15 protein-coding genes and 1 tRNA gene are annotated in these 20,254 nt (G+C 54.2%); 11 read left to right on the forward strand and 5 right to left on the reverse strand.

Translation table 11 applies throughout. The features are described 5' to 3' along the window. Positions 1 to 8 precede the first annotated feature (8 nt). Both H3L92_RS01900 and H3L92_RS01905 read right to left on the reverse strand, forming a co-directional pair. Positions 9 to 1,442: an NAD-dependent succinate-semialdehyde dehydrogenase gene (locus H3L92_RS01900; protein ID WP_085365010.1), complete on the reverse strand. Its 1,434-nt coding sequence runs from the start codon at positions 1,440 to 1,442 to the stop codon at positions 9 to 11. A 172-nt stretch (positions 1,443 to 1,614) separates the two neighbouring features. Then, positions 1,615 to 2,469, reverse strand: coding sequence for a c-type cytochrome (locus H3L92_RS01905; protein ID WP_085365009.1), 855 nt, complete (start codon positions 2,467 to 2,469; stop codon positions 1,615 to 1,617). A 253-nt stretch (positions 2,470 to 2,722) separates the two neighbouring features. Here H3L92_RS01905 and H3L92_RS01910 point away from each other — a divergent pair. The 5 genes from H3L92_RS01910 (at position 2,723) to ilvC (ending at position 6,903) form a co-directional block, all read left to right on the forward strand. After that, positions 2,723 to 2,798, forward strand: a tRNA-Arg gene (locus H3L92_RS01910). 368 nt (positions 2,799 to 3,166) lie between these two features. Next, positions 3,167 to 4,945 carry a biosynthetic-type acetolactate synthase large subunit gene (gene ilvB / locus H3L92_RS01915; protein ID WP_085365008.1) on the forward strand — a complete coding sequence of 593 codons (1,779 nt, stop codon included), beginning with the start codon at positions 3,167 to 3,169 and terminating at the stop codon, positions 4,943 to 4,945. Next, complete coding sequence (gene ilvN, locus H3L92_RS01920) at positions 4,945 to 5,436, forward strand: acetolactate synthase small subunit (protein WP_085365007.1); 492 nt, start codon at positions 4,945 to 4,947, stop codon at positions 5,434 to 5,436. Before ilvB ends, ilvN begins: the two co-directional genes overlap by 1 nt. Before the next feature lie 114 nt (positions 5,437 to 5,550). Beyond that, positions 5,551 to 5,856 carry a putative quinol monooxygenase gene (locus tag H3L92_RS01925; RefSeq protein WP_085365006.1) on the forward strand — a complete coding sequence of 102 codons (306 nt, stop codon included), beginning with the start codon at positions 5,551 to 5,553 and terminating at the stop codon, positions 5,854 to 5,856. A 33-nt stretch (positions 5,857 to 5,889) separates the two neighbouring features. After that, positions 5,890 to 6,903, forward strand: a complete 1,014-nt coding sequence (gene ilvC / locus H3L92_RS01930) for a ketol-acid reductoisomerase (RefSeq protein ID WP_085365005.1) — start codon at positions 5,890 to 5,892, stop codon at positions 6,901 to 6,903. A gap of 334 nt (positions 6,904 to 7,237) precedes the next feature. Here the strand turns inward: ilvC and H3L92_RS01935 are convergent, their stop codons facing one another. Then, the gene (locus H3L92_RS01935) at positions 7,238 to 8,137 is read right to left on the reverse strand and encodes a DMT family transporter (RefSeq protein ID WP_085365004.1); all 900 of its coding nucleotides are present in this window, start codon (positions 8,135 to 8,137) and stop codon (positions 7,238 to 7,240) included. A 346-nt stretch (positions 8,138 to 8,483) separates the two neighbouring features. Then, positions 8,484 to 9,674, reverse strand: a complete 1,191-nt coding sequence (dapC, locus tag H3L92_RS01940) for a succinyldiaminopimelate transaminase (RefSeq protein ID WP_115336274.1) — start codon at positions 9,672 to 9,674, stop codon at positions 8,484 to 8,486. Positions 9,675 to 10,097: 423 nt separating this feature from the next. Here dapC and H3L92_RS01945 point away from each other — a divergent pair, with 423 nt between their 5' ends. The 3 genes from H3L92_RS01945 to H3L92_RS01955 all read left to right on the forward strand — a co-directional run bounded on the left by H3L92_RS01945 (position 10,098) and on the right by H3L92_RS01955 (position 15,559). Then, positions 10,098 to 11,519 carry an MFS transporter gene (locus H3L92_RS01945; RefSeq protein WP_085365002.1) on the forward strand — a complete coding sequence of 474 codons (1,422 nt, stop codon included), beginning with the start codon at positions 10,098 to 10,100 and terminating at the stop codon, positions 11,517 to 11,519. 242 nt (positions 11,520 to 11,761) lie between these two features. Beyond that, entirely contained in the window at positions 11,762 to 13,294 is a 1,533-nt protein-coding gene (locus H3L92_RS01950) for a phospholipase D family protein (RefSeq protein ID WP_085365001.1), read from the forward strand. A 489-nt stretch (positions 13,295 to 13,783) separates the two neighbouring features. Then, complete coding sequence (locus H3L92_RS01955) at positions 13,784 to 15,559, forward strand: transferrin-binding protein-like solute binding protein (protein WP_085365000.1); 1,776 nt, start codon at positions 13,784 to 13,786, stop codon at positions 15,557 to 15,559. Positions 15,560 to 16,016: 457 nt separating this feature from the next. Here H3L92_RS01955 and H3L92_RS01960 read toward each other — a convergent pair whose 3' ends face one another. Then, entirely contained in the window at positions 16,017 to 16,619 is a 603-nt protein-coding gene (locus H3L92_RS01960) for an NUDIX hydrolase (RefSeq protein WP_085364999.1), read from the reverse strand. Positions 16,620 to 16,788: 169 nt separating this feature from the next. Here H3L92_RS01960 and H3L92_RS01965 point away from each other — a divergent pair, with 169 nt between their 5' ends. From H3L92_RS01965 to ispE, 3 genes are all read left to right on the forward strand, one after another. After that, on the forward strand, positions 16,789 to 18,645 hold the full coding sequence (locus tag H3L92_RS01965; protein ID WP_085364998.1) for a tetratricopeptide repeat protein: 1,857 nt from the start codon (positions 16,789 to 16,791) through the stop codon (positions 18,643 to 18,645). 147 nt (positions 18,646 to 18,792) lie between these two features. Then, positions 18,793 to 19,386, forward strand: a complete 594-nt coding sequence (lolB, locus tag H3L92_RS01970; RefSeq protein WP_085364997.1) for a lipoprotein insertase outer membrane protein LolB — start codon at positions 18,793 to 18,795, stop codon at positions 19,384 to 19,386. Positions 19,387 to 19,401: 15 nt separating this feature from the next. Next, positions 19,402 to 20,244 (forward strand): 4-(cytidine 5'-diphospho)-2-C-methyl-D-erythritol kinase, encoded by an 843-nt coding sequence (ispE, locus tag H3L92_RS01975; RefSeq protein ID WP_174222546.1) that lies wholly within the window; start codon positions 19,402 to 19,404, stop codon positions 20,242 to 20,244. Positions 20,245 to 20,254: the final 10 nt, after the last annotated feature.

A 20,254-nucleotide genomic window follows, 5' to 3' on the forward strand; every position in this document is an offset into this window, starting at 1 on the left:
GCAGATATTCAGCCGATATCCAAACACAGATATTTCAATTCGAGATATTCGTTTATACCGTATTTGCTGCCTTCCCTGCCCAAACCGCTCATTTTGATGCCACCGAAAGGCGCTACTTCGTTGCTGATGATGCCGGTGTTGATGCCCACCATGCCGTATTCGAGTGCTTCGGCCACGCGCCATTGGCGGGCGGTGTCGCGGGTAAACAGGTAGGCGGCCAAGCCGGCTTCGGTGCGGTTGGCTTGGGCAACGGCTTCTGCTTCCGATTCGAATTTGAACACGGGGCAGAGCGGGCCGAAGATTTCTTCGCGGGCCAAAAGCATATCGGCGGTGGCGCCGCTTAACACCGTCGGCTCGAAAAACGTGCCGCCCAACGGGCTGCGCCGCCCGCCGGTTAAGCATTGCGCGCCTTTTTCGAGCGCATCGGCGATGTATGCTTCCACCTTGGCCACCGCGTCTGCATCGATTAACGGGCCTTGCTGCACGCCTTTGTCCAAACCGTTGCCGAGTTTCAGACGGCCTGCCTGCACGGCGAGGCGGCGGCAGAATTCGTTGTAAACGCCGGCCTGCACATATACGCGGTTGGTGCACACGCAGGTTTGGCCGCTGTTGCGGAATTTGCTGAGCATGGTGCCTTCGACGGCTTTGTCGAGGTCGGCATCGTCGAAAACCAGCAGGGGGGCGTTGCCGCCCAGCTCGAGGCTGAGTTTTTTAATGTGTTCGGCGCTGTTGCGGAAAATCTGTATGCCCACTTCGGTGGAGCCGGTGAAGCTGATTTTGCGGATAATCGGGTTTTGCGTGAAAGTGTTGCTGATGTCGGCGGCTTTGCCGTTCACAACCGCAAACAAGTCTTGCGGAATGCCTGCGCGGTAGGCCAATACGGCTTGGGCGTAGGCGCTCAGGGGCGTTTGGCTGGCGGGTTTGACAATTATGGCGCAGCCTGCCGCCAGCGCAGGCGCGGCTTTGCGGGTAATCATGGCGGCTGGGAAGTTCCACGGGGTGATGGCCGCGGTTACGCCGACGGGCTGTTTGATAACCATCAGTTTTTGGGTGGGTTTCAGGCTGGTGAGAATATCGCCGTCGATGCGGCGGGCTTCTTCGGCAAACCAGCGGATAAACCCTGCGGCGTAGTCGATTTCACCCAGTGACTCGGCCAGGCTTTTGCCTTGTTCCATCGTCATCAGGCGGGCGAGGTTTTCTTTGTTTTCCTTCATCAGGCGGTACCAGCACCAGAGTATGTCGGCGCGCTCCAGCGCGCTTTTCGCCGCCCACTCGGTTTGGGCGGTTTGGGCTTTGGCGATAATGTGGTTCAGCTGCGGCACGGAAGTGGTGCGGACGTAGGCCAGCGTGTCGCCGGTGGCGGGGTTGCGGATTTTTAGGCCGTCCGAAAGCGGGGTGGTGCGGACGTCGGGATGGTTAAGCAGTTGTTCGATGGCGTTCATGGCTGGTTTCCTGTGAAAGCGGCGTGCGGCACGGCCGGGCGGGAAAATGTGATTTTCCGTTTTATGCCGGATAGGGTTGAGGCCGTCTGAAAAGGTTGCGGCAGCGGTCGGCCCAAATAAAAAAGCGTACCTGAATAGTACGCTTTTAAAAAACATTTGAGTATGAAGCTGATCAAATTTTACCGCCGGATTGGTTAACCATATAGGTTACCGCGGCTTTCACTTCGTCGTCTGTCAGATTGGCGTTGCCGCCTTTGGCGGGCATCAGGCTGCCGCCGGGGCCGGTGAAGCCTTCGAGCGCATGTTTGAACAGGGTTTCTTTACCTTGTTTGATGCGCGGTGCCCACTCGTCGTTTTTGGTGATTTTAGGCGAATTGGGAATGGCAGAAGTCGCACCGTGGCAGGCAACGCAGGTGGTGTCGAAAATTTTCTTGCCGTCGGCCGATGCGGTGACGGCAGCCGGCGCCGCTGCACCGGCGGAATCGGAAGCCGCAGAAGAAGCGGCCGAAGCGTCGGCACCCGAAGCGGCAGCACCTGAGGCCGCGCCTACGGCAGGGGCTTCCAAGTTGCCGCCGGATTGGTTGGCCATATAGGCGATGGCGCGTTTGAGTTCGTCGTCGGTCAGGTCGGCCTGGCCGCCTTTGGCCGGCATGGCGTTAAAACCGTTGAGTGCGTTGTTGAACAGGGTTTCGAAACCCTTGGCGATACGCGGCGCCCATTCGTTATTGTGGGTTACGCGGGGAGCGTTGGGGATATTGCCGTCGGCGGCGTGGCATTGGATACAGATTTTGTTGAAAATCTGCTCGCCGGTGCGTTGGCCGACGGGTGTGCCGTCGCCCATGGTAACGCTGCCTGCGGGCATGATACGGGTTTGGGTGGCGGAGGGCGTGGAAGCCTCTACATCGCTGTAATAGCCGCTGGTTGCCAGTTTGACCAGAAAAAACAATACTGCAAGCAGGATTACGATGCCGCCGATAAGCGGAGTTAACGCAGAGCCTCGGGCTTTGTTGTTGCTCAAGTGGTTCATGTGGTTGGGCCTCGCCGTTTTTGGTAGGTTGTGAGGATAAGGGATTGTAATTGTTGGTTCTGTTAATTTGCATTAACAATAATTTGCTGGATTATACTGAATTCGCGGCGGCTTTCCAATCTTTAAGTTTAACCTTTCTCAAAAAAATGCCGATTACTACATCCGCCTACATGCCGTGTGCAAAAGGCGGGGCGGCGTGCATGAAATAACTTTTGCCAAAAAGGGCGTTTTGCGTTAATCTGTCGGCCTTTCCGCACCCATAGCTCAGTTGGAAGAGTGTCAGTTTCCGAAGCTGGAGGTCACAGGTTCGATCCCTGTTGGGTGCGCCAGTTCGGTTGTCGGGCAGCTCCGTTTTTATGCGGTGCTGCCCGATTGGCTTTCAAGGCCGTCTGAAAGCCGATTTTCTTTGCCGATACCGATTTATTTTGTTGTAAATCAAACATTAAAACATATATGAATTTTTTCTGCCTGCAAATGAAAGTTTTTGTCTTGCTTGGATAGAGTGTTTAGGTTATCTTTCAAGCTCTTTTACTTCGATAAACGCTCAAGCGTCTGAATCAATTGATTGGGCTGCTTGGCTGCCGCTGTTTTTCTGCAATGCGCGTACCCTAAACCGCTGCCTGCAGAAATTGCATTACAGGTGCTGTGGCGGAGTCGGCTTCCCCTATTGGTTTACACGCAGAAAAAAGAGGCAGATATGCAGTTATCAGGTGCACAAATACTCGTGCAGAGTCTAAAGGCCGAGGGCGTGGAATACGTTTTCGGTTATCCCGGCGGCGCGGTTCTCGAAATCTACGACGCGCTTTTCCAGCTTAATAAGTTCAAACATATTTTAGTGCGCCACGAGCAGGCCGCGGTACATGCCGCCGATGCTTATTCGCGCACCAGCGGCAAGGTGGGCGTGGCCTTGGTAACATCCGGCCCCGGCGCCACCAATGCGCTGACCGGTATTGCCACGGCCTATTCGGATTCGATTCCGTTGGTGGTGATTACCGGCCAGGTGGGTACGCCCGCCATCGGCACCGATGCGTTCCAGGAAGTGGATACCGTGGGCATCACCCGCCCGTGCGTGAAGCATAACTTTCTGGTAACCGATATCAACGAACTGGCCGTTACCATTAAAAAGGCATTTCAAATCGCCGCCAGCGGCCGCCCCGGTCCGGTGGTGGTGGATATTCCCAAAGACGTTACCCAGGCGATGGCGAAATTCAGCTATCCGCAGGAAGATATCTTCATCCGTTCCTATCAGCCCGTTACACAGGGCCACACCGGCCAAATCAAAAAGGCCGTGCAGATGCTCGCTTCGGCCAAGCGTCCGCTGGTGTATTTCGGCGGCGGCGTGGTGCTGGGCAATGCGCATCAGGAACTTATCGATTTTGTGCGCCTGACCGGCGTACCGTGCACCGGCACGCTGATGGGCTTGGGCGCTTACCCGGCCGGCGACCGCCAATATCTCGGCATGTTGGGTATGCACGGCACCTATGAGGCCAACTTGGCGATGCAGAATGCCGACGTGGTGGTGGCGGTTGGCGCGCGTTTCGACGACCGTGTGGTGTCGGTGCCGTCTAAATTTTTGGAAAAAGCCAAAAAAATCATTCATATCGACATTGATCCCTCAAGCATCGCCAAGCGCGTGCGGGTGGATGTGCCGATTGTGGGCGACGTGAAAAACGTATTAACCGAAATGACTTGCTTGTGGAAAAAGCAAGAGCTGGTGATTACGCCCGCCGCCCTCGAAAAATGGTGGCAAACCCTCGAAGCATGGCGCGGCCGCAACTGTTTGTGGTTCGATAACGACGGCGAAATCATCAAACCGCAATATGTGGTGCAGAAACTTGCCGAAGTTACCAATAATTTGGCCATCATCACCTCGGATGTGGGCCAACACCAAATGTTTGCCGCGCAATATTATCCGTTCGAGCGCCCGCGCCAATGGCTCAATTCGGGCGGTTTGGGCACGATGGGCGTAGGCTTGCCCTATGCGATGGGCGCCAAACTGGCCGCACCCGATCAGGATGTGTTCTGCATCACCGGCGAAGGCTCGATTCAGATGAATATCCAAGAGCTTTCCACCTGCTTCCAATACCGTATTCCGGTTAACATCGTTACCCTCAACAACGGTTATCTGGGCATGGTGCGCCAATGGCAGGAGCTTTATTACAGCAACCGCGAATCGGAAACCTATTTCGACTCGCTGCCCGATTTTGTGAAACTTTCCGAAGCCTACGGCCACGTCGGTATCCGCGTGGAGAAGAAATCCGACGTGGAAGGCGCGTTGCGCGAAGCGGTAAGGCTGAAAGACCGTTTGGTGTTCCTCGACTTCATTACCGACAAAAAACAAAACGTGTTCCCGATGGTGGGCAACGGCAAAGGTTTGGACGAAATGGTGCTGCCGCCGCACATGCGCGAAACGCCAAAAGATTCCGATGTAAACGATGTGAAAGACCGTGATTACGACACAAGGAGCGTGCCATAATGCGACATATTTTATCTATCCTGATGGAAAACGAATCAGGCGCGATGAGCCGCGTGGTGGGCTTGTTTTCGGCTCGCGACTACAACATCGATTCATTGGCCGTGGCCGCCACCGAAGACAAAACCCTGTCGCGCATGACCATCGTTACCCACGGCGACGACACCGTGCTGGAGCAAATCACCAAGCAGCTCAACAAACTGGTTGAAGTGGTGAAAGTGGTTGATTTGAACGAAAGCCGTTTTGTCGAACGCGAGCTGATGCTGGTGAAACTGCGCGCGCTGGGCAAAGACCGCGACGAATTCCTGCGCCTTACCGAAATCTACCGCGGCAGCGTAGTGGACGTTACCGACAAAACCTACACCGTCGAAATCACCGGCTCCAGCGACAAACTGGATTCGTTTTTGGAAACCGTAGGCAAAACCGCGATTCTCGAAACCGTGCGCACCGGTGCCGCAGGCATCGGCAGGGGCGAGCGGATTTTGAGAATTTAAACAGGCTTTTCAGACGGCCTAAGCGAGCAGATCCAAGGCCGTCTGAAACGCCGGAAACCTTTTCAGACAGCCTATCAAGGTTAATTTGGCCGTCTGAAAAACAAGGAAGCCGCCATGCAAACCGTTAAAATTGCCGCCACCATTGTTGTCAAACCCGAACACCGCCAAGAGCTGCTCGGCGTGTTTCAGCAACTGGTATTGGCCAGCCGCCAAGAAGCAGGCAACCTGCGTTATGATCTGCATCAAGACATCGAAAACCCGAACCGTGTGGTGTTTTTCGAAATCTGGCAATCGCAGGCAGCGGTGGACGAGCACGGCCAAAGCGCGCATTTCCAAAACTTTCTAAAAGCCATCGAAGGCAAAACCGAAAGCGTGGACATCGTGCTGATGCACGATATTTCCGACAACGCCAACCGATAACTTTTTCAAACATTCATCCCTAAAGGAAACAACATGCAAGTTTATTACGATAAAGACGCCGACCTGTCCCTCATCAAAGGCAAAACCGTAGCCATCATCGGCTACGGCTCGCAAGGCCACGCCCATGCGGCCAACCTGAAAGATTCGGGCGTGAACGTGGTGATCGGCCTGCGTCAGGGCGGCTCATGGAACAAAGCCGTTGCTGCCGGACACGACGTGCGCAGCGTGGCCGACGCCACCAAAGCCGCCGATGTGGTGATGATTCTGCTGCCCGACGAAAACCAACCCGTTGTCTATAAAAACGAAATCGCCCCCAACCTGAAAGACGGCGCCGCTTTGGCCTTCGCCCACGGCTTTAACATCCACTACAACCAAATCGTACCGCCGAAAAACGTTGATGTGATTATGGTCGCCCCCAAAGGCCCCGGCCACACCGTGCGCAGCGAATACCTCAAAGGCGGCGGCGTGCCCACCCTGATTGCCGTTTACCAAGACAACTCCGGCAAAGCCCGCGACATCGCCCTCTCTTACGCCGCAGCCAACGGCGGCACCAAAGGCGGCGTGATTGAAACCAACTTCCGCGAAGAAACCGAAACCGATCTTTTCGGCGAACAAGCCGTATTGTGCGGCGGCGCGGTAGAGCTGGTGAAATGCGGCTTCGAAACCCTGGTTGAAGCCGGCTACGCCCCCGAAATGGCCTACTTCGAGTGCCTGCACGAGCTGAAGCTGATTGTAGATTTGATGTATGAAGGCGGTATCGCCAACATGAACTATTCGATTTCCAACAATGCGGAATACGGCGAATACGTTACCGGCCCCGAAGTGATTACGCCGGCCACCAAAGAAGCGATGAAAAAAGCGCTTTACCGCATCCAAAGCGGCGAATACGCCAAAATGTTCATTCAGGAAGGCGCCACCAACTACGCCAGCATGACCGCCCGCCGCCGTCTGAATGCCGACCACCAAATCGAAAAAGTGGGCGCACAACTGCGCAGCATGATGCCGTGGATTGCCAAAAACAAACTGGTTGATCTGGATAAAAACTAATCGGCATAATGGCAGAAAACAAGCGGGTTGTTTAAACCGTTTTGCTGACGCCGTTCGAATACAGGCCGTCTGAAAAGTTTTCAGACGGCCTGAGACCTTTGCAAAAACCAATTTTAACTTGAAAACGTTTGTATTCCGTCATTCCCGCGCAGGCGGGAATCCAGTCGTTTTTCATAAGTTATTGAAATAAAATACTTGATGATTTTAAGGCTGGATTCCCGCCTGCGCGGGAATGACGATAACCGGATGTTTCAGACGGCCTCAAAGAATTTTGCAAAGGCCTCGGCCTGTAGTTTTTGCAAAACCCCGAAGTGCCGGAAAAGGGGGGTAAACTTCAGCCCGCCGCTCTTTTACTGCTCAATAAAATCCCGCCGAAAATCGCGGCAACGCCGATCAAGTGGTAAAGATGGAGGGATTCGCCCAACAGGGTAACGGCCAGCAGCGTGCCGAACACCGGCATCAGGTGTATGCTCAATCCGGCGCGTACGGCACCGACACGGGCGATGGCGGCTGTGTAGCACAGATAGGCCACCACCGACGGAAAAATGCCCACATAAGCCAAACCGGCGAGCGCATTGCCGTTCCAATAAACCGGCGCACCGGCAGCGCGTTCCCACAGCCACAGCGGCAACAGCACCAGCAACCCCAGCATAATCTGCACGGCGGTCAGGCCGGTGCGGTTGATTTCGGCGGGCATTTGCCGCATCCACAGCGTGTAGAACGCCCAGCACACCACCGCGGCCGACACCCATAAATCACCCGGGTTAAAGCGCAGCGCCCACAAATTGCCCGCTTGGCCGCGCAAAACAATCACCAACACACCGAACAGCGACAGCAGCAGCCCCGCCGTTTGGAAACGGTTCAGCTTCTGCCCGTAAAACAACGAGCCGATCAGCATAATCAGCACGGGAATACACGAATTGAGCAGCAATGCGTTGGTGCTTGTGGTTTGGTGCAAACCGGTATAGACCAAAGTGTTGAAGGCCGCGATGCCGGTAAGCGAGGTGCCGACAACCAGTTTGGCGTGGCGGCGGTATAAAGAGCGGTCGCGGCGCATGGCTGCCCAAGCGAAGGGGAGCAGAATCAGCAGCGAAATCACCCAGCGGCCGAACGAAAGGGTGAGCGGCGGAATATCGTTGCGCACGGCGCGCGCAACGATCACATTGCCCGCCCACAGCAGCGGCGGCGTGATCAGAAAGGGAAGGTTTTTTAATAATGACGGGGGTGTCGGCATGATTCAGAACAGCGGCGGGTTGGAGTAGGCAGATTGGGTTTCAGACGGCCTGAGACCCTTGCAAGTTGTTTAGGCCGTCTGAAATATTCAACCATCGTCATTCCCGCGTAGGCGGGAATCCGGCATTTAATAAGTTATTGAAATAAAATAATTAATAGTTTTAAGGCTAGATCCCCGCCTGCGCGGAAATGACGGAATTTAAGCATTTCTGACGGCATTAGGGGTATTTTTGCAAAGGTGCCGGCCTTCGGGTTTTTTACAAAGATTCCGGCCTGTAAGCGGTTTGCACCGGCAGCACAGATTAAGAAGCAGGGCGCATCAAACACCCTGCCGTTATGGCAGCCGTTTAGCGGCGGTATAGAGCCGCAATGGTTTGGGCCGCTTTAACGCAGGTTTCCACATCGGCCACCAGCGCGATGCGCACATAACCCGCGCCCGGGTTGCCGTGTTCGGTGTCGCGGGCCAGGAAGCGGCCGGGCAACACTTGGATGGCGGCCTGCTGCCACAGCGTTTTGGCAAAGGCTAAGTCGTCGCCGTCAGGCACTTTCAGCCAGATATAAAACGAAGCGTCGGGCAGGCGCACGTCGAAAACGGTTTGCAGGATAGGCAGCACTTTGTCGAATTTTTCCTGATACAGGCGGCGGTTTTCGATAACGTGGGCTTCGTCGTTCCAAGCGGCGATGCTGGCGCGCTGCACGGGGATGCTCATGGCGCTGCCGTGATAGGTGCGGTAGAGCAGGAAGGCTTTGAGAAGCTCTGCGTCGCCCGCAACGAAGCCGGAGCGCAGGCCGGGCACGTTGGAGCGTTTGGAGAGACTGGTAAACATCACGATGCCTTTGTTGCTGCGGCCGAGCTGCTGCGCGGCTTGCAGGCCGCCGATGGGTTTGTTGCCGCCGAAATAGATTTCGGAATAGCATTCGTCGGAAGCGATAACGAAGCCGTACCGGTCTTGCAAAGCGAAGAGTTCCGCCCAATCGTCAAGCTGCATCACGCTGCCGCTGGGGTTGTCGGGCGAGCAAACGAACACCAGTTTGGTGCGCTGCCACACGGTTTCGGGCACTTGGCTCCAGTCGGGCAGAAAGCGCGGGGCGCGGCTGTTGGCAAAGTGGATTTCGCCGCCGCCGAGCAGGGTGGCGCCTTCGTAAATCTGATAAAACGGATTGGGGCTGACAACGGCGGGTTTGGGGTCGTCTGAAACGTGTTCCAGCACCACTTGGGCAAACGAAAACAGTGCTTCGCGGCTGCCGAGCACGGGCAGGATTTCGGTTTCGGGGTCGAGTTGCAGGCCGTCGTAGCGGCGCGCCGCCCAGCCGGCACAGGCCTGCCGCAGTTCGGGCAGCCCGGCGGAAAGGGGGTATTTTTCAAGCTCGGCCAAAGAAGCGGTAAGCGCGTCGGTAATCACGGCGGGGGTGGGGTGTTTGGGTTCGCCGATGTGCAGCGGCACGGGGGCGGTGCCGGCGGGCGCCTCCAGCCCGGCCATGGCTTCGCGCAAACGGGCGAAAGGATAGGGTTTGAGGGTGTCGAGTAACGGGTTCATAAGTGTGGGTTCGGACGGCGTGCTATTGAAAAGAATGCGTATCTTAACATCAATCGCGCGGGGCGTGCGGTTGCAAGGGCGGGACTCCGTCAGCAGTAAAGCCCGTCGGCTTGTTGAGGGCGGTTGAATGGTTATATGGCCAATCAACTTAAGAAAAAAAGTACACACGTCATACTCGGGCTTGACCCGAGTATCTTTTTGGATTTTAGAAGTTTTTTAAGAAAGTGAGATACTCGGGTCAAGCCCGAGTATGACGAAAACTGTTGTTAATAAGTAGCTTGACTTATCTGTACCGCCTTCGGCTTGTTGCTTTGTACCGAAAATTTAAGTGGATTCATATAGTGCCATGAAAACAAAAGCAAACCTTATATCAAGCCGTTGCGCTTTCGCGTACAATCCGGTTTTCAGCAAAACGCCGCCCGCATGTTTTCAGACGGCCTGTCCAACCGCTCCATGACCACCCGATCCGCACCGTCAAAATATCTGCCCATGTTGCTGGCCGTTGCCATCTTCATGCAGATGCTCGATACCACCATACTCAACACCGCGCTGCCGAAAATGGCGGCCGGTTTGAACGAATCGCCGCTCAATATGCAGTCGGCGGTGATTGCTTATGTGCTGACGCTGGCGCTGCTGATACCTCTGAGCGGTTATCTGGTCGACCGTTTCGGCACGCGCAATGTGTTTGTTACCGCAATGGGGCTGTTTATGACCGGCTCGCTGCTGTGCGCCGCCGCGCCCAACCTGCCCATGCTGGTGCTGGCGCGGGTGGTGCAGGGGCTGGGCGGCTCGATGCTGGCGCCGGTGCCGCGGCTGACCCTGATGCGGGTGTATGAAAAATCGCAGCTGCTCAATGCCATCAATTATGCCGTGATGCCCGCGCTAATCGGCCCGATATTGGGGCCGCTGGTGGGCGGCTATCTGGTGGAATATGCAAGTTGGCACTGGATTTTTCTGATTAACCTGCCCATCGGAGCATTGGGCATCTGGCTGGCTTTGAAAGTTATGCCCAACATCAAAGGCGAGAAAGGCCGTTTCGATATGGTGGGCTTTCTGCTGTTTGCCGCCGCAGCCTGCGCCCTGAGTTTGTCGGTGGAAATCATCACCCACCCCGGAGCGTTGCTGTTTTCGGTGCTGCTGGCGGCGTTCGGAGCAGCGGCATTGTGGCTTTACCGCGAACACGCCAAGCGCGACGAAGACCCGATTTATGCAGGCCACCTGCTTCAGGTGCGCACGTTCCGCATCGGGCTGGGCGGAAATCTGGCCAGCCGCTTAGGCATCAGCTCGGCGCCGTTTTTATTGGCGCTGATGTTTCAAGTGGCGCTCGGTTTCAGCGCCAGCCTGTCGGGCTGGCTGGTGGCGCCGATGGCGTTGGCCTCGCTATTGGTGAAGCCGCTGATTAAACCGATTATGACCCGCTTCGGCTACCGCAAAGTGCTGATCGGCAACACCCGCATTCTCGGCCTGCTGATTGCGGCGGTAGCACTGCCGCCTGCCAACGCGCCCCTGTGGGTATGGGTGGCGCTGCTGTTCGGCATAGGCTTGTGCAATTCGATACAGTTTTCCGCCATGAACACCCTCACCATTGCCGATTTGCGCCCCTATCAAACCGGCAGCGGCAACAGCCTGATGGCGGTTAACCAGCAGCTTGCCATGGGATTCGGCATCGCATTGGGCGCGCTGATGCTGCAATGGTTCAGCCGCAGCAGCCTGGCAGGCGGCAACCTGCACACCGCCTTCCGCTGCACCTTCGCCGCCACCGGCGCCATTACCTTTGTATCCGGCCTGATATTCGTCCGTTTGCACCGTTCAGACGGCCAAAATCTGGTCGAAGCAAAAAAGTAGGGTCTGTCGACGTGACCGGCGAAGCGGTTTTTTGAGGCAAAAACCGCGTATGCAAGGCAAAAAGCGCAGCAAGGTTGAACACCTTGCGAGCATTTTAGCTTCGCAAGTCCGCTACGCTACCTAACGCCGCAGACGGGGGATTTTGACCAAAAATACCGCCGTTGCGTTAATTGTTGACAGACCCTAGAATACCCTGCAACAAGAAAACGTGTTCAGGCCGTCTGAACACCACCCGAAAACGCATGAAACCACACATCATTTTATTAACCCTGCCAGCCATCCTTACCGGTTGTATGAGCCTGCCTTCATTAGAAAACCGCACAGTCAGCCAATACCTCGACGTGCCCGCCTCGCCGCGCCTCGTTTCCGCGCTCACGCCCGCCAAAGCAGGGCAGGCCGATTTAGAGCCGGATACTTCGGGCATCTATGTGCTCGATGACGCACACGATGCCTTCGTTGCCCGCGCCACCCTGATCGATGCGGCCGACCACACGCTCGACTTGCAATACTACATCTGGCATAAAGACGTTTCCGGCAGAATCCTTTTCAACATGCTGCACCGCGCAGCCGAGCGCGGCGTGCGCGTGCGGCTGCTGCTCGACGACAACAACACCAACGGGCTGGACAACATACTCGCCGCACTCGACAGCCACCCCAATATCGAAATCCGCCTGTTCAACCCCTTTCTCACACGCAAATGGCGCGCGCTGGGCTATCTGACCGATTTTCCGCGCCTCAACCGCCGTATGCACAACAAATCGCTCACCGCCGATAACCACGCCACCATCGTCGGCGGGCGAAATATCGGCGACGAATACTTCAACATCGGCGCAGACACCGCTTTTGCCGATGTCGATATCCTTGCCACCGGCCGCGTCGTAACCGAAGTTTCCGAAGATTTCGACCGCTACTGGGCGAGCGAATCGGCCTACCCGTTCGAGCGCATCGTGCGCCGCGCCAACGCAGAGAAAGGCCGCGCAGAACTCGAAATCAGCGATAACGACCGCAACCAAACCCTCGCCCGCTACCGCCGCGATTTGGAGCAGTCGCAACTGTTCGAAGCCATCAAAAACAACCGCATCCAATGGCGGCACGTCAAAACCAAACTTGTTAGCGACGACCCCGCCAAAGCGCTCGACCGCGCCCGCGACAAACCGCAAATCAGCGACAAACTCGACGAAGCCCTAGGCTCGCCCGAAAAAGAAATCTATTTGGTATCGCCTTACTTCGTGCCCACCAAATCCGGCACCGAAGCCATTGCCGATTTGAAAAAACAAGGTGTTGACATCACCGTGCTCACCAATTCCCTGCAAGCCACCGACGTGGCCGCCGTACATTCCGGCTATGCCAAATACCGCAAGCCCCTGCTTAAATCAGGCGTTGATTTATACGAACTCAAAGCCGTTCATGCCGTGCCCAAAACCAAAGACCGCGGCTTAACAGGCAGCTCGTCCACAAGCCTGCACGCCAAAACCTTTATCGTTGACCGGCAGCGCATATTTATCGGCTCGTTCAATCTCGATCCTCGTTCCGCACGGCTCAACACCGAAATGGGCGTGGTCATCGAAAGCCCGCAGCTGGCGCAGGATATGCAGCGCAGATTGGTAGAAATCACGCCCGCATATGCCTACAAAGTTACCCTCGGCAAACACAACAAACTGCAATGGCAAGACCCGGAAGACGGCACCGTTTCCAAAAAAGAACCCGAAGCAGGCTTTTGGAAACGCATCACCGTAAAAATACTTTCCATTCTGCCGATAGAAGGATTGCTGTAAAAGCAACAGGCCGAGACCTTTGCAAAATTCTTTTCGGCTAAACCCTCTTCGTCATGCCCGGGCTTGACCCGGGCATCTTTTTGTTTCAAAAGAAATAACAGATACCCGGGTCAAGCCCGGGTATGACGAAACATAAATAAATTCAGGATTAAAACGCATTTTTTGCAAAGGTCTCAGCCTGAAACCTTTGCAAGCCGATAAGGCCGTCTGAAATACCCAACCGTCGCCATACTCGGGCTGGACCCGAGTATCTTTTTTCACCTGCCGGAAAACCTCGCTCCGGCATCGCATCACCGTTTTGTTACCGGGGCAAAACCCCCGTTCAAATGTTGCAAAATAGATATATATACCTCAGCAAAACCAGTACAATTGTTAATGACAATTGTGTTTAAACAAGCATTAATTTACAATTTCTCAAATTTGTTATGAATTGTAATTTCTGAAGGAAAATCTTTTCCGCCGGCCGAACCATTAACCTAAGGGGATATCATGTCTAAGAAAACAACCGTAAAACACATTGCACTCACCATTGCCTGCGCAGCCGTTTTAGCTGCCTGCGGAGGCGGGGGAGGCGGTTCGACCAGCACAGATTTGGTCGATAACGCCGTTGCCGCACGCAACGTAATGAACATGATCGAAGCGCTGGACGAAGCTGCCGAAATCACACTTGAAGACAAGGCAAGCGTAGAAGCGGCCGCGCAAAGCTACAACCGCCTGAGCGATAGCCAGAAATCCTTAATCAGCAAAGAGCAGAAAGACAAACTCGAAGCAGCCTTGAACGCATTGGCTGCTGCATCGGCCGGCACTTCCACCGACGGCAGCAGTACCGTTGATACGTCGGAAATCAGCGATAACAACAGTTTGGCACCTTTGAATTTGCCTACGCCTTTGCATACGTCTTTTATTTCTTCTACGGGTGCACAACAGCACAACCCTCATCTTCAATTGCGTACAGTTGACGATGAACCGACCTTTGTAGATTCGCAAATCGGTTTGATCCGCACATTGGTTTTAAATAAAAATGACCAAGTGGTTCTGGATGGTGCCGTTTTAACAAACTCGGCAGAGTCTCCTGCCACCCAAGTTAATTATCGCACTCCCAACTCCTCCATCACCAAATACACATCAGCCGGCTCGACTTTAGAAGATATTGCCCCTTTGTTCGGAAAGGAAAAGGGCGTATATTCAGAAGTAAAAACTACTTTAGACGAAGGAATCAAATCGGATTATACGAAGCTGGATGAGGCTTGGAAGATAATTAAAGATCCTGAGGCCGATCCTAAGGCAATTGCAGAGGCTAAGAAAGTTGTTCAAAATTTGCGCCCTACATACACCTCTGATTTTAAATATGATTATGCTTTGGAGTTAGCTAAGAAGGAGCAGGAAAAATTTACTGAGCAAGGAATGAAAGATGCTCTTGATAAGTTGAAAGATCAATATAATAAAAATATGCAAGATGCTGGCGAGTTGGCCTCAGCATGGGAAAAATACAATAATAATGGTGACAGTGAGGCTTGGTCTGTTATAGAAAAGTATGAGCCGAAACTGACAGACCAAATGCTTTTGCGCGTTGTGCTAGATGCCAATAGCAATAACGCAATTGATGGTATGCCTGCCAGTGCTGCAAAAACGTTGGATGCCGTTGAAGGTATTGCCTATGTTCAGAAAGACAAAGATAAATTGGCTTTCGATAAAAAATTTGACGGGGTATATGTTATTAAATTTGCAAATGGGGTGCGTATCACTTTGCATGATCCTGCTGCTGCCGGTTGGACTTATCAAACTTTTGCCCATTATGTTGATATGAATAACAATATTAGCCATGCTTATCAAAGTGTAGGTAATGAAACCCCAGTTGCCGATATGCCCACCAGCGGCACGGCAACTTATACCGGTATTACCACGGCTTATTTGGTTGAAAAAGATAAAGCCGACCGTCAGCTGACTGCCGATGTGAAAGCCGTGGCTGATTTTGCCAAAAAAGGTTTGCGTTTTGAAACCAGCAACGCCCATTTCCACGATTTAACTAACGGCGTGCGCAAATCGGAAGAGGCTTCCGGCTACAACATGAAAGGCTCGGCTTCATGGTCTGCCAACAGCAACAGCTTTACAGGCACCGCCGCCACGGCAGACAACCAAATGACAGGCCGGCTGTTGGGTAAATTCTACGGTGCGCAAGCTGCCGAAATTGGCGGTACTTACGGCTTGAAAAATGACGGCAACACCAAGCAGCTTATCGGCGGCTATGGCGCCAAACGGCCGTAAGCCGGTGTTTTTACCGGGCTAATCTGTAATGTAAGGCAGGCCGTCTGAAATCTTTTCGGATTTCAGACGGCCTGATTCTTTTTGATTGGTTTCGCTATAAATTAAAACACCTGCGTCATACTCGGGCTTGACCCGAGTATCTTTAATTGGTTGAGACCTTTGCAAAATTAAAAAACATCACAAAAAATTTATTTCCCGTCATTCCCGCGTAGGCGGGAATCCAGTCGTTTTTTTTCATAAGTTATTGAAATAAAATGCTTGATAGTTTTAAGGCTGGATTCCCGCCTACGCGGGAATGACGGAATTTAAGCATTTCAGACGGCCTCAAGGTATTTTTGCAAAGGTCTCTGGTTTTCAGAATTTCTGAAGGAAGTGGGATACTCGGGTCAAGCCCGAGTATGACGAAAAAGAAACTTTTGGTGATGTTTTTGAATGAATTTTGCAAAGGTCTCGGGCTTTATCCGCGCCCCCTGTGTTGCTCATATCTTTCTGCCAAATCATAAAGAATCATCGCCGTCATGCCCCAAATATCGTAATGCAGATAGGGCAGAAAAGGGGTGGAAATGGTTTGGCCGTTATGGCTGAAGTCGCGGCGGCGGTAAAGTTTTTTATCGAGGGCGAAATCGAGCGGTAGATAGAAAACCTCGTCCACTTCGTCGGCATTCGGGTAAACGGGCGGATTGGTGGTGCTTAATGCCGGCACGGGCGAAACGGTATAGCCCGACGGAGTGAAATAAGGCGGCAGCGGCGGAAAGGTTTGCCAGTAGCCGGCGGTGATGCCCGTTTCTTCAGCGGTTTCGCGCAGGGCGGTGTGGGTGAGGTCGGTGTCGCTATCGTCGCGCCGCCCGCCTGCAAAGGCAACTTGGCCGGGATGGTGGGGCAGGGTGGCGGTGCGGCGGGTGAGTAAAACCTGCCATTGCCGCTCGCGGAACACCACGGCCAGCAATACGGCGGCCTCGTGCATTTCGATGCCGTTAATCAGGGCGTTGCGCAGGTTGCGGGTTGCGGCGGGATAATCGGCGGCATGGCGGAAAAATCGGGTTAGTTCGGCGTGGGTCATGATGTGTGTTATCTGTTGTTTTCAGACGGCCTGCATACTTTTACATAGGTAGGGTTCGGTAGGCAATATCAACAAAGCCGCGGGCTTGTGATAAAGTATTGCACATTTGTATATCGGGGTACAGGCCGTCTGAAAACGTGCCGGTTTTGCCCGCCATTAAGGAAAGTGTATGTTTTTTGGCCGAACCGAAATCCATTCCGCCGCGCTGGCGGTGATGCTGCTGTTTGCAGGCAGCGTTTATGCCGTGGGCGAAACGCCCAAGCAGCCGCCGCAGGCCGTGCAGCAAGCTGCGAAAAAAAGCCTTTATTCGCCCGAAGAGCGGGCTTTGGAATACGAACGCCGTGCGGGTATCGTCGAGCGTGCCAACGATATGTTTACCTTGCTGGGCGGTGAAATGGCCTTGCAGAAAGGCGAACCCGGCACGGCGCTGGCCACTTATCTGGTGATGCTCAACCGCACCAAAAGCCCCGAGGTGGCCGAGCGTGCGATGGAGATGGCGGTTTCGCTGAACGCCTATCAACAGGCGGAACAGATTTACCAGAAATGGCGCGAAATCGAGCCTGTGCCGGGCAACGCGCAAAAACGCATGGCGTGGGCGCGTGATTTGGTTACCGGCAAAACCGACCGCACCGGCAAAGATTTGGACGATATTCTGAAACACGCAAACGAAGAGCAGGTGCGGCGCATTTTCTTGTTGTTGTCGCAAATCAGTGTGCAGCAGCCACAGCTGGCGGGAAAAATCGGTAAAGACGTGCACAAAGCCACTAAACGCTATGCCGATTTGCCTGAAGCGGCCATTGCCGATTTGATTTTCAGCGCGCAAAACAATAAAGAGCGCGATGCCGTGAATGCTTTGCAGCGTTTGGCCAAGCTCGACACCGAAATCCTGCCGCCCACCGAAGCCACCCTGCGTTTGGTGGCGCAGCACAGCCCGAAAATCCTGCGCCGCTTCTTTACCGAAACCGACACCGCCAAACTGTCGCCGGTGTGGCAGGAAATGGAAATCAGCAGCCTGATAGCCGACGGCCAAAACGACAGAGCCTACCAGCGCCTGCAAACCCTGCTGAACCAAAACCCGAATGCCGATTTATACATTCAGGCGGCCATTTTGTCGGTTAGCCGCGAAGAAGATATTTCAACGGTGGGAAGCTATCTCGACAAAGCCTACCGCATCGGCACCAGCGAGCAGAAAAGCCGTGCCGCGGTAATCGGTGCGATGCGCTATGCCGATGTGAAAGATTTCAAACAGGCCAAATCCTGGGTGGATAAAATCACCGCGCCCGAATATGTGTTTGATAAAGCCGTGCTCAAAGCCTCTATCGAAGCCGAGCAGGGCAACGGCAGCAAAGCGCTGGCAGAAGCCCGCCGCGCCCAACGCCTGCCGGAGCAGCAAGGCCGCTTTTTCAGCATGAGCGACGTGCAGCGGGTGTATCTGTTTGCCTTGAGCAAGCACAACAGCCCGCGCGAGGCGCTGGTCGAATTAAACGCTTTGGCAGCCAATGCAGAAAAACAGCCGGGCGGCAAAGAGCGTTTGCCCGATATTCTCTACCAGCGCGCCATGCTGTATGCCGACAAACTCGGCCAGCCTGAAAAAGCCGTGGCCGATTTGCGCCGTTATCTCGAGCTGAATCCGAACAGCGCCGCCGGTTTGAACGCGTTGGGCTACACCATGTTTTCGTTGCCCGAATATGATGTGGAAGAAGCTTTCAGGCTGATTCAGGCCGCCTACCAGCAAGAGCCGGAATCCGCCGCCATCAACGACAGTATGGGCTGGGCATATTATCTGAAAGGCGATGCACAGTCGGCGCTGCCGTATCTCGAGTACGCATACGCCCAGTTTCCCGATCCCGAAGTGGCCGCCCATTTGGGTGAAGTGTTGTGGAAACTCGGCCAGCAGGAGAAAGCCAAATCCGTATGGCGTGAAGGTTTGAACAAAGGAGCCGACGATGCAGTGCTGCAAAAAACCTTGCAGCGCTTGGGTGTGAAGCTGCCGGCAGCCGGTTCGAAAACCAACCGCAGAAAATAAGTGCGCAGGTAGTAAAACAGCCGGTATTTTATTTTCAGACGGCCTTAAATGAACTTAACCGCTGATTTGCCGGTCAAGCCTGATAGTGAGAGCCGGCCGTTTCAAATTTCTCAGGCCGTCTGAAAAAAACAATCATATAGGTATTTCATGAAAAACAAACACACCAAGTTTATTTTGTGCAGCGCCGCCGCATTACTGCTCGCCGCCTGTGCCCAGCCGCGTTTGGCTGATAAAGCAAGTTGGCGTGCGCAAACCGATATCGGCGATTTCGCCGCCGATGGCCGGTTGGCGGTGAAAGTGAATGAAAAAGGCTCATATGCCAATTTCGACTGGACTTACCAAAACCAAGTCCAAACCATCAATGTCAACACCCCGCTGGGCAACACCTTGGGGCAGCTTTGTCAAGACAGCATAGGCGTGTTGGCCGTTGACAGCAAAGGCAAAAAATACCAGGCCGCCACCGCGCAGGAATTGAGCGAACAATTGTTGGGTTTCCCCATGCCGGTGCAATACCTGCATGTGTGGGCAAACGGCCAATGGGTGAAAAACGCCCCTTACCAGCTTTTGCCCGACGGCCGTTTGCAGCAGTTTGAATGGACCATTTCGCGTTCGCTGAATGAAAACGGCACGCCGCGCATACTGTTGCTCGAAAGCTCCAAACTAACCCTGCGACTGGTGTTTGACCAAATGGAAAAAACCAAAGATGCCAATGCCCCCGCGCAGTGTGCGGCCCGCAGCTAAGGGGATATTATGGCGCTGATTGTGCCTGCCGGCGCGCAGGCTTATCCTGCTCCGGCCAAACTGAATTTGGATTTGCGCATCACCGGCCGCCGTGCCGACGGCTATCATGAGTTGGAAAGCATATTCTGCCTGATTGATTTGTGCGACACGGTTTACATCGCCCCGCGCAATGACGAGCAAATCATATTGCACACCCCGATTACCGGCGTGCCTGCCGAAGCGGATTTAACCTATCGTGCCGCTGCTGCTTTGGAGCCTTTTTCAGACGGCCTGTGCGGTGCGGATATCTGGTTGGAAAAGCGCATTCCGATGGGCGGCGGTTTGGGGGGCGGCAGTTCCGATGCCGCTACCGTGCTGATGGTGCTGAATAAGCTGTGGCGCTGTATGCTGACGCAGCAGCAGTTGATAGACATCGGTGTGAAGCTTGGTGCGGATGTGCCTTTTTTCATATTCGGTAAAAACGCATTTGCCAAAGGCATAGGCGAGCAATTAACCGAGCTGCATATTCCGCGGCAATGGTATGTGGTGGTGAAGCCGCCCGTGCACGTCAGCACAGCCGTGATTTTTTCTCACGAACGCTTGACACGAAATTCCGAACCCAGCATAATGCCGTCTTTCGAATCGCTGCAACCGTTCAGAAACGATATGCAGGCGGTGGTTTTTCAGGAATATCCCGCAGTTTCGGAAGCTTATCGGGCACTTGAAAAATTAGGCAAAACATTAATGACAGGCTCCGGTGCCTGCCTGTTTGCCACTTTCGATAGCGAAGATGAAGCCGCTGCCGCGTTCGGGCAAATTTCGGAAAACTATGAAGCATATTGCGTGAAGGGTCTCACCCATCACCCGTTGCAGGTATAGGCAAAGTTTT

The organism is Neisseria dentiae (assembly GCF_014055005.1).
In the GTDB taxonomy this organism is placed as follows: Bacteria; Pseudomonadota; Gammaproteobacteria; order Burkholderiales; family Neisseriaceae; genus Neisseria; species Neisseria dentiae.

Coding starts and splice junctions, on each gene's coding strand:
- H3L92_RS01900 (WP_085365010.1), bottom strand. CDS start 1,442: ATGAACGCCATCGAACAACTGCTTAACCATCCCGACGTCCGCACCACC.
- H3L92_RS01905 (WP_085365009.1), bottom strand. CDS start 2,469: ATGAACCACTTGAGCAACAACAAAGCCCGAGGCTCTGCGTTAACTCCG.
- ilvB (WP_085365008.1), top strand. CDS start 3,167: ATGCAGTTATCAGGTGCACAAATACTCGTGCAGAGTCTAAAGGCCGAG.
- ilvN (WP_085365007.1), top strand. CDS start 4,945: ATGCGACATATTTTATCTATCCTGATGGAAAACGAATCAGGCGCGATG.
- H3L92_RS01925 (WP_085365006.1), top strand. CDS start 5,551: ATGCAAACCGTTAAAATTGCCGCCACCATTGTTGTCAAACCCGAACAC.
- ilvC (WP_085365005.1), top strand. CDS start 5,890: ATGCAAGTTTATTACGATAAAGACGCCGACCTGTCCCTCATCAAAGGC.
- H3L92_RS01935 (WP_085365004.1), bottom strand. CDS start 8,137: ATGCCGACACCCCCGTCATTATTAAAAAACCTTCCCTTTCTGATCACG.
- dapC (WP_115336274.1), bottom strand. CDS start 9,674: ATGAACCCGTTACTCGACACCCTCAAACCCTATCCTTTCGCCCGTTTG.
- H3L92_RS01945 (WP_085365002.1), top strand. CDS start 10,098: ATGTTTTCAGACGGCCTGTCCAACCGCTCCATGACCACCCGATCCGCA.
- H3L92_RS01950 (WP_085365001.1), top strand. CDS start 11,762: ATGAAACCACACATCATTTTATTAACCCTGCCAGCCATCCTTACCGGT.
- H3L92_RS01955 (WP_085365000.1), top strand. CDS start 13,784: ATGTCTAAGAAAACAACCGTAAAACACATTGCACTCACCATTGCCTGC.
- H3L92_RS01960 (WP_085364999.1), bottom strand. CDS start 16,619: ATGACCCACGCCGAACTAACCCGATTTTTCCGCCATGCCGCCGATTAT.
- H3L92_RS01965 (WP_085364998.1), top strand. CDS start 16,789: ATGTTTTTTGGCCGAACCGAAATCCATTCCGCCGCGCTGGCGGTGATG.
- lolB (WP_085364997.1), top strand. CDS start 18,793: ATGAAAAACAAACACACCAAGTTTATTTTGTGCAGCGCCGCCGCATTA.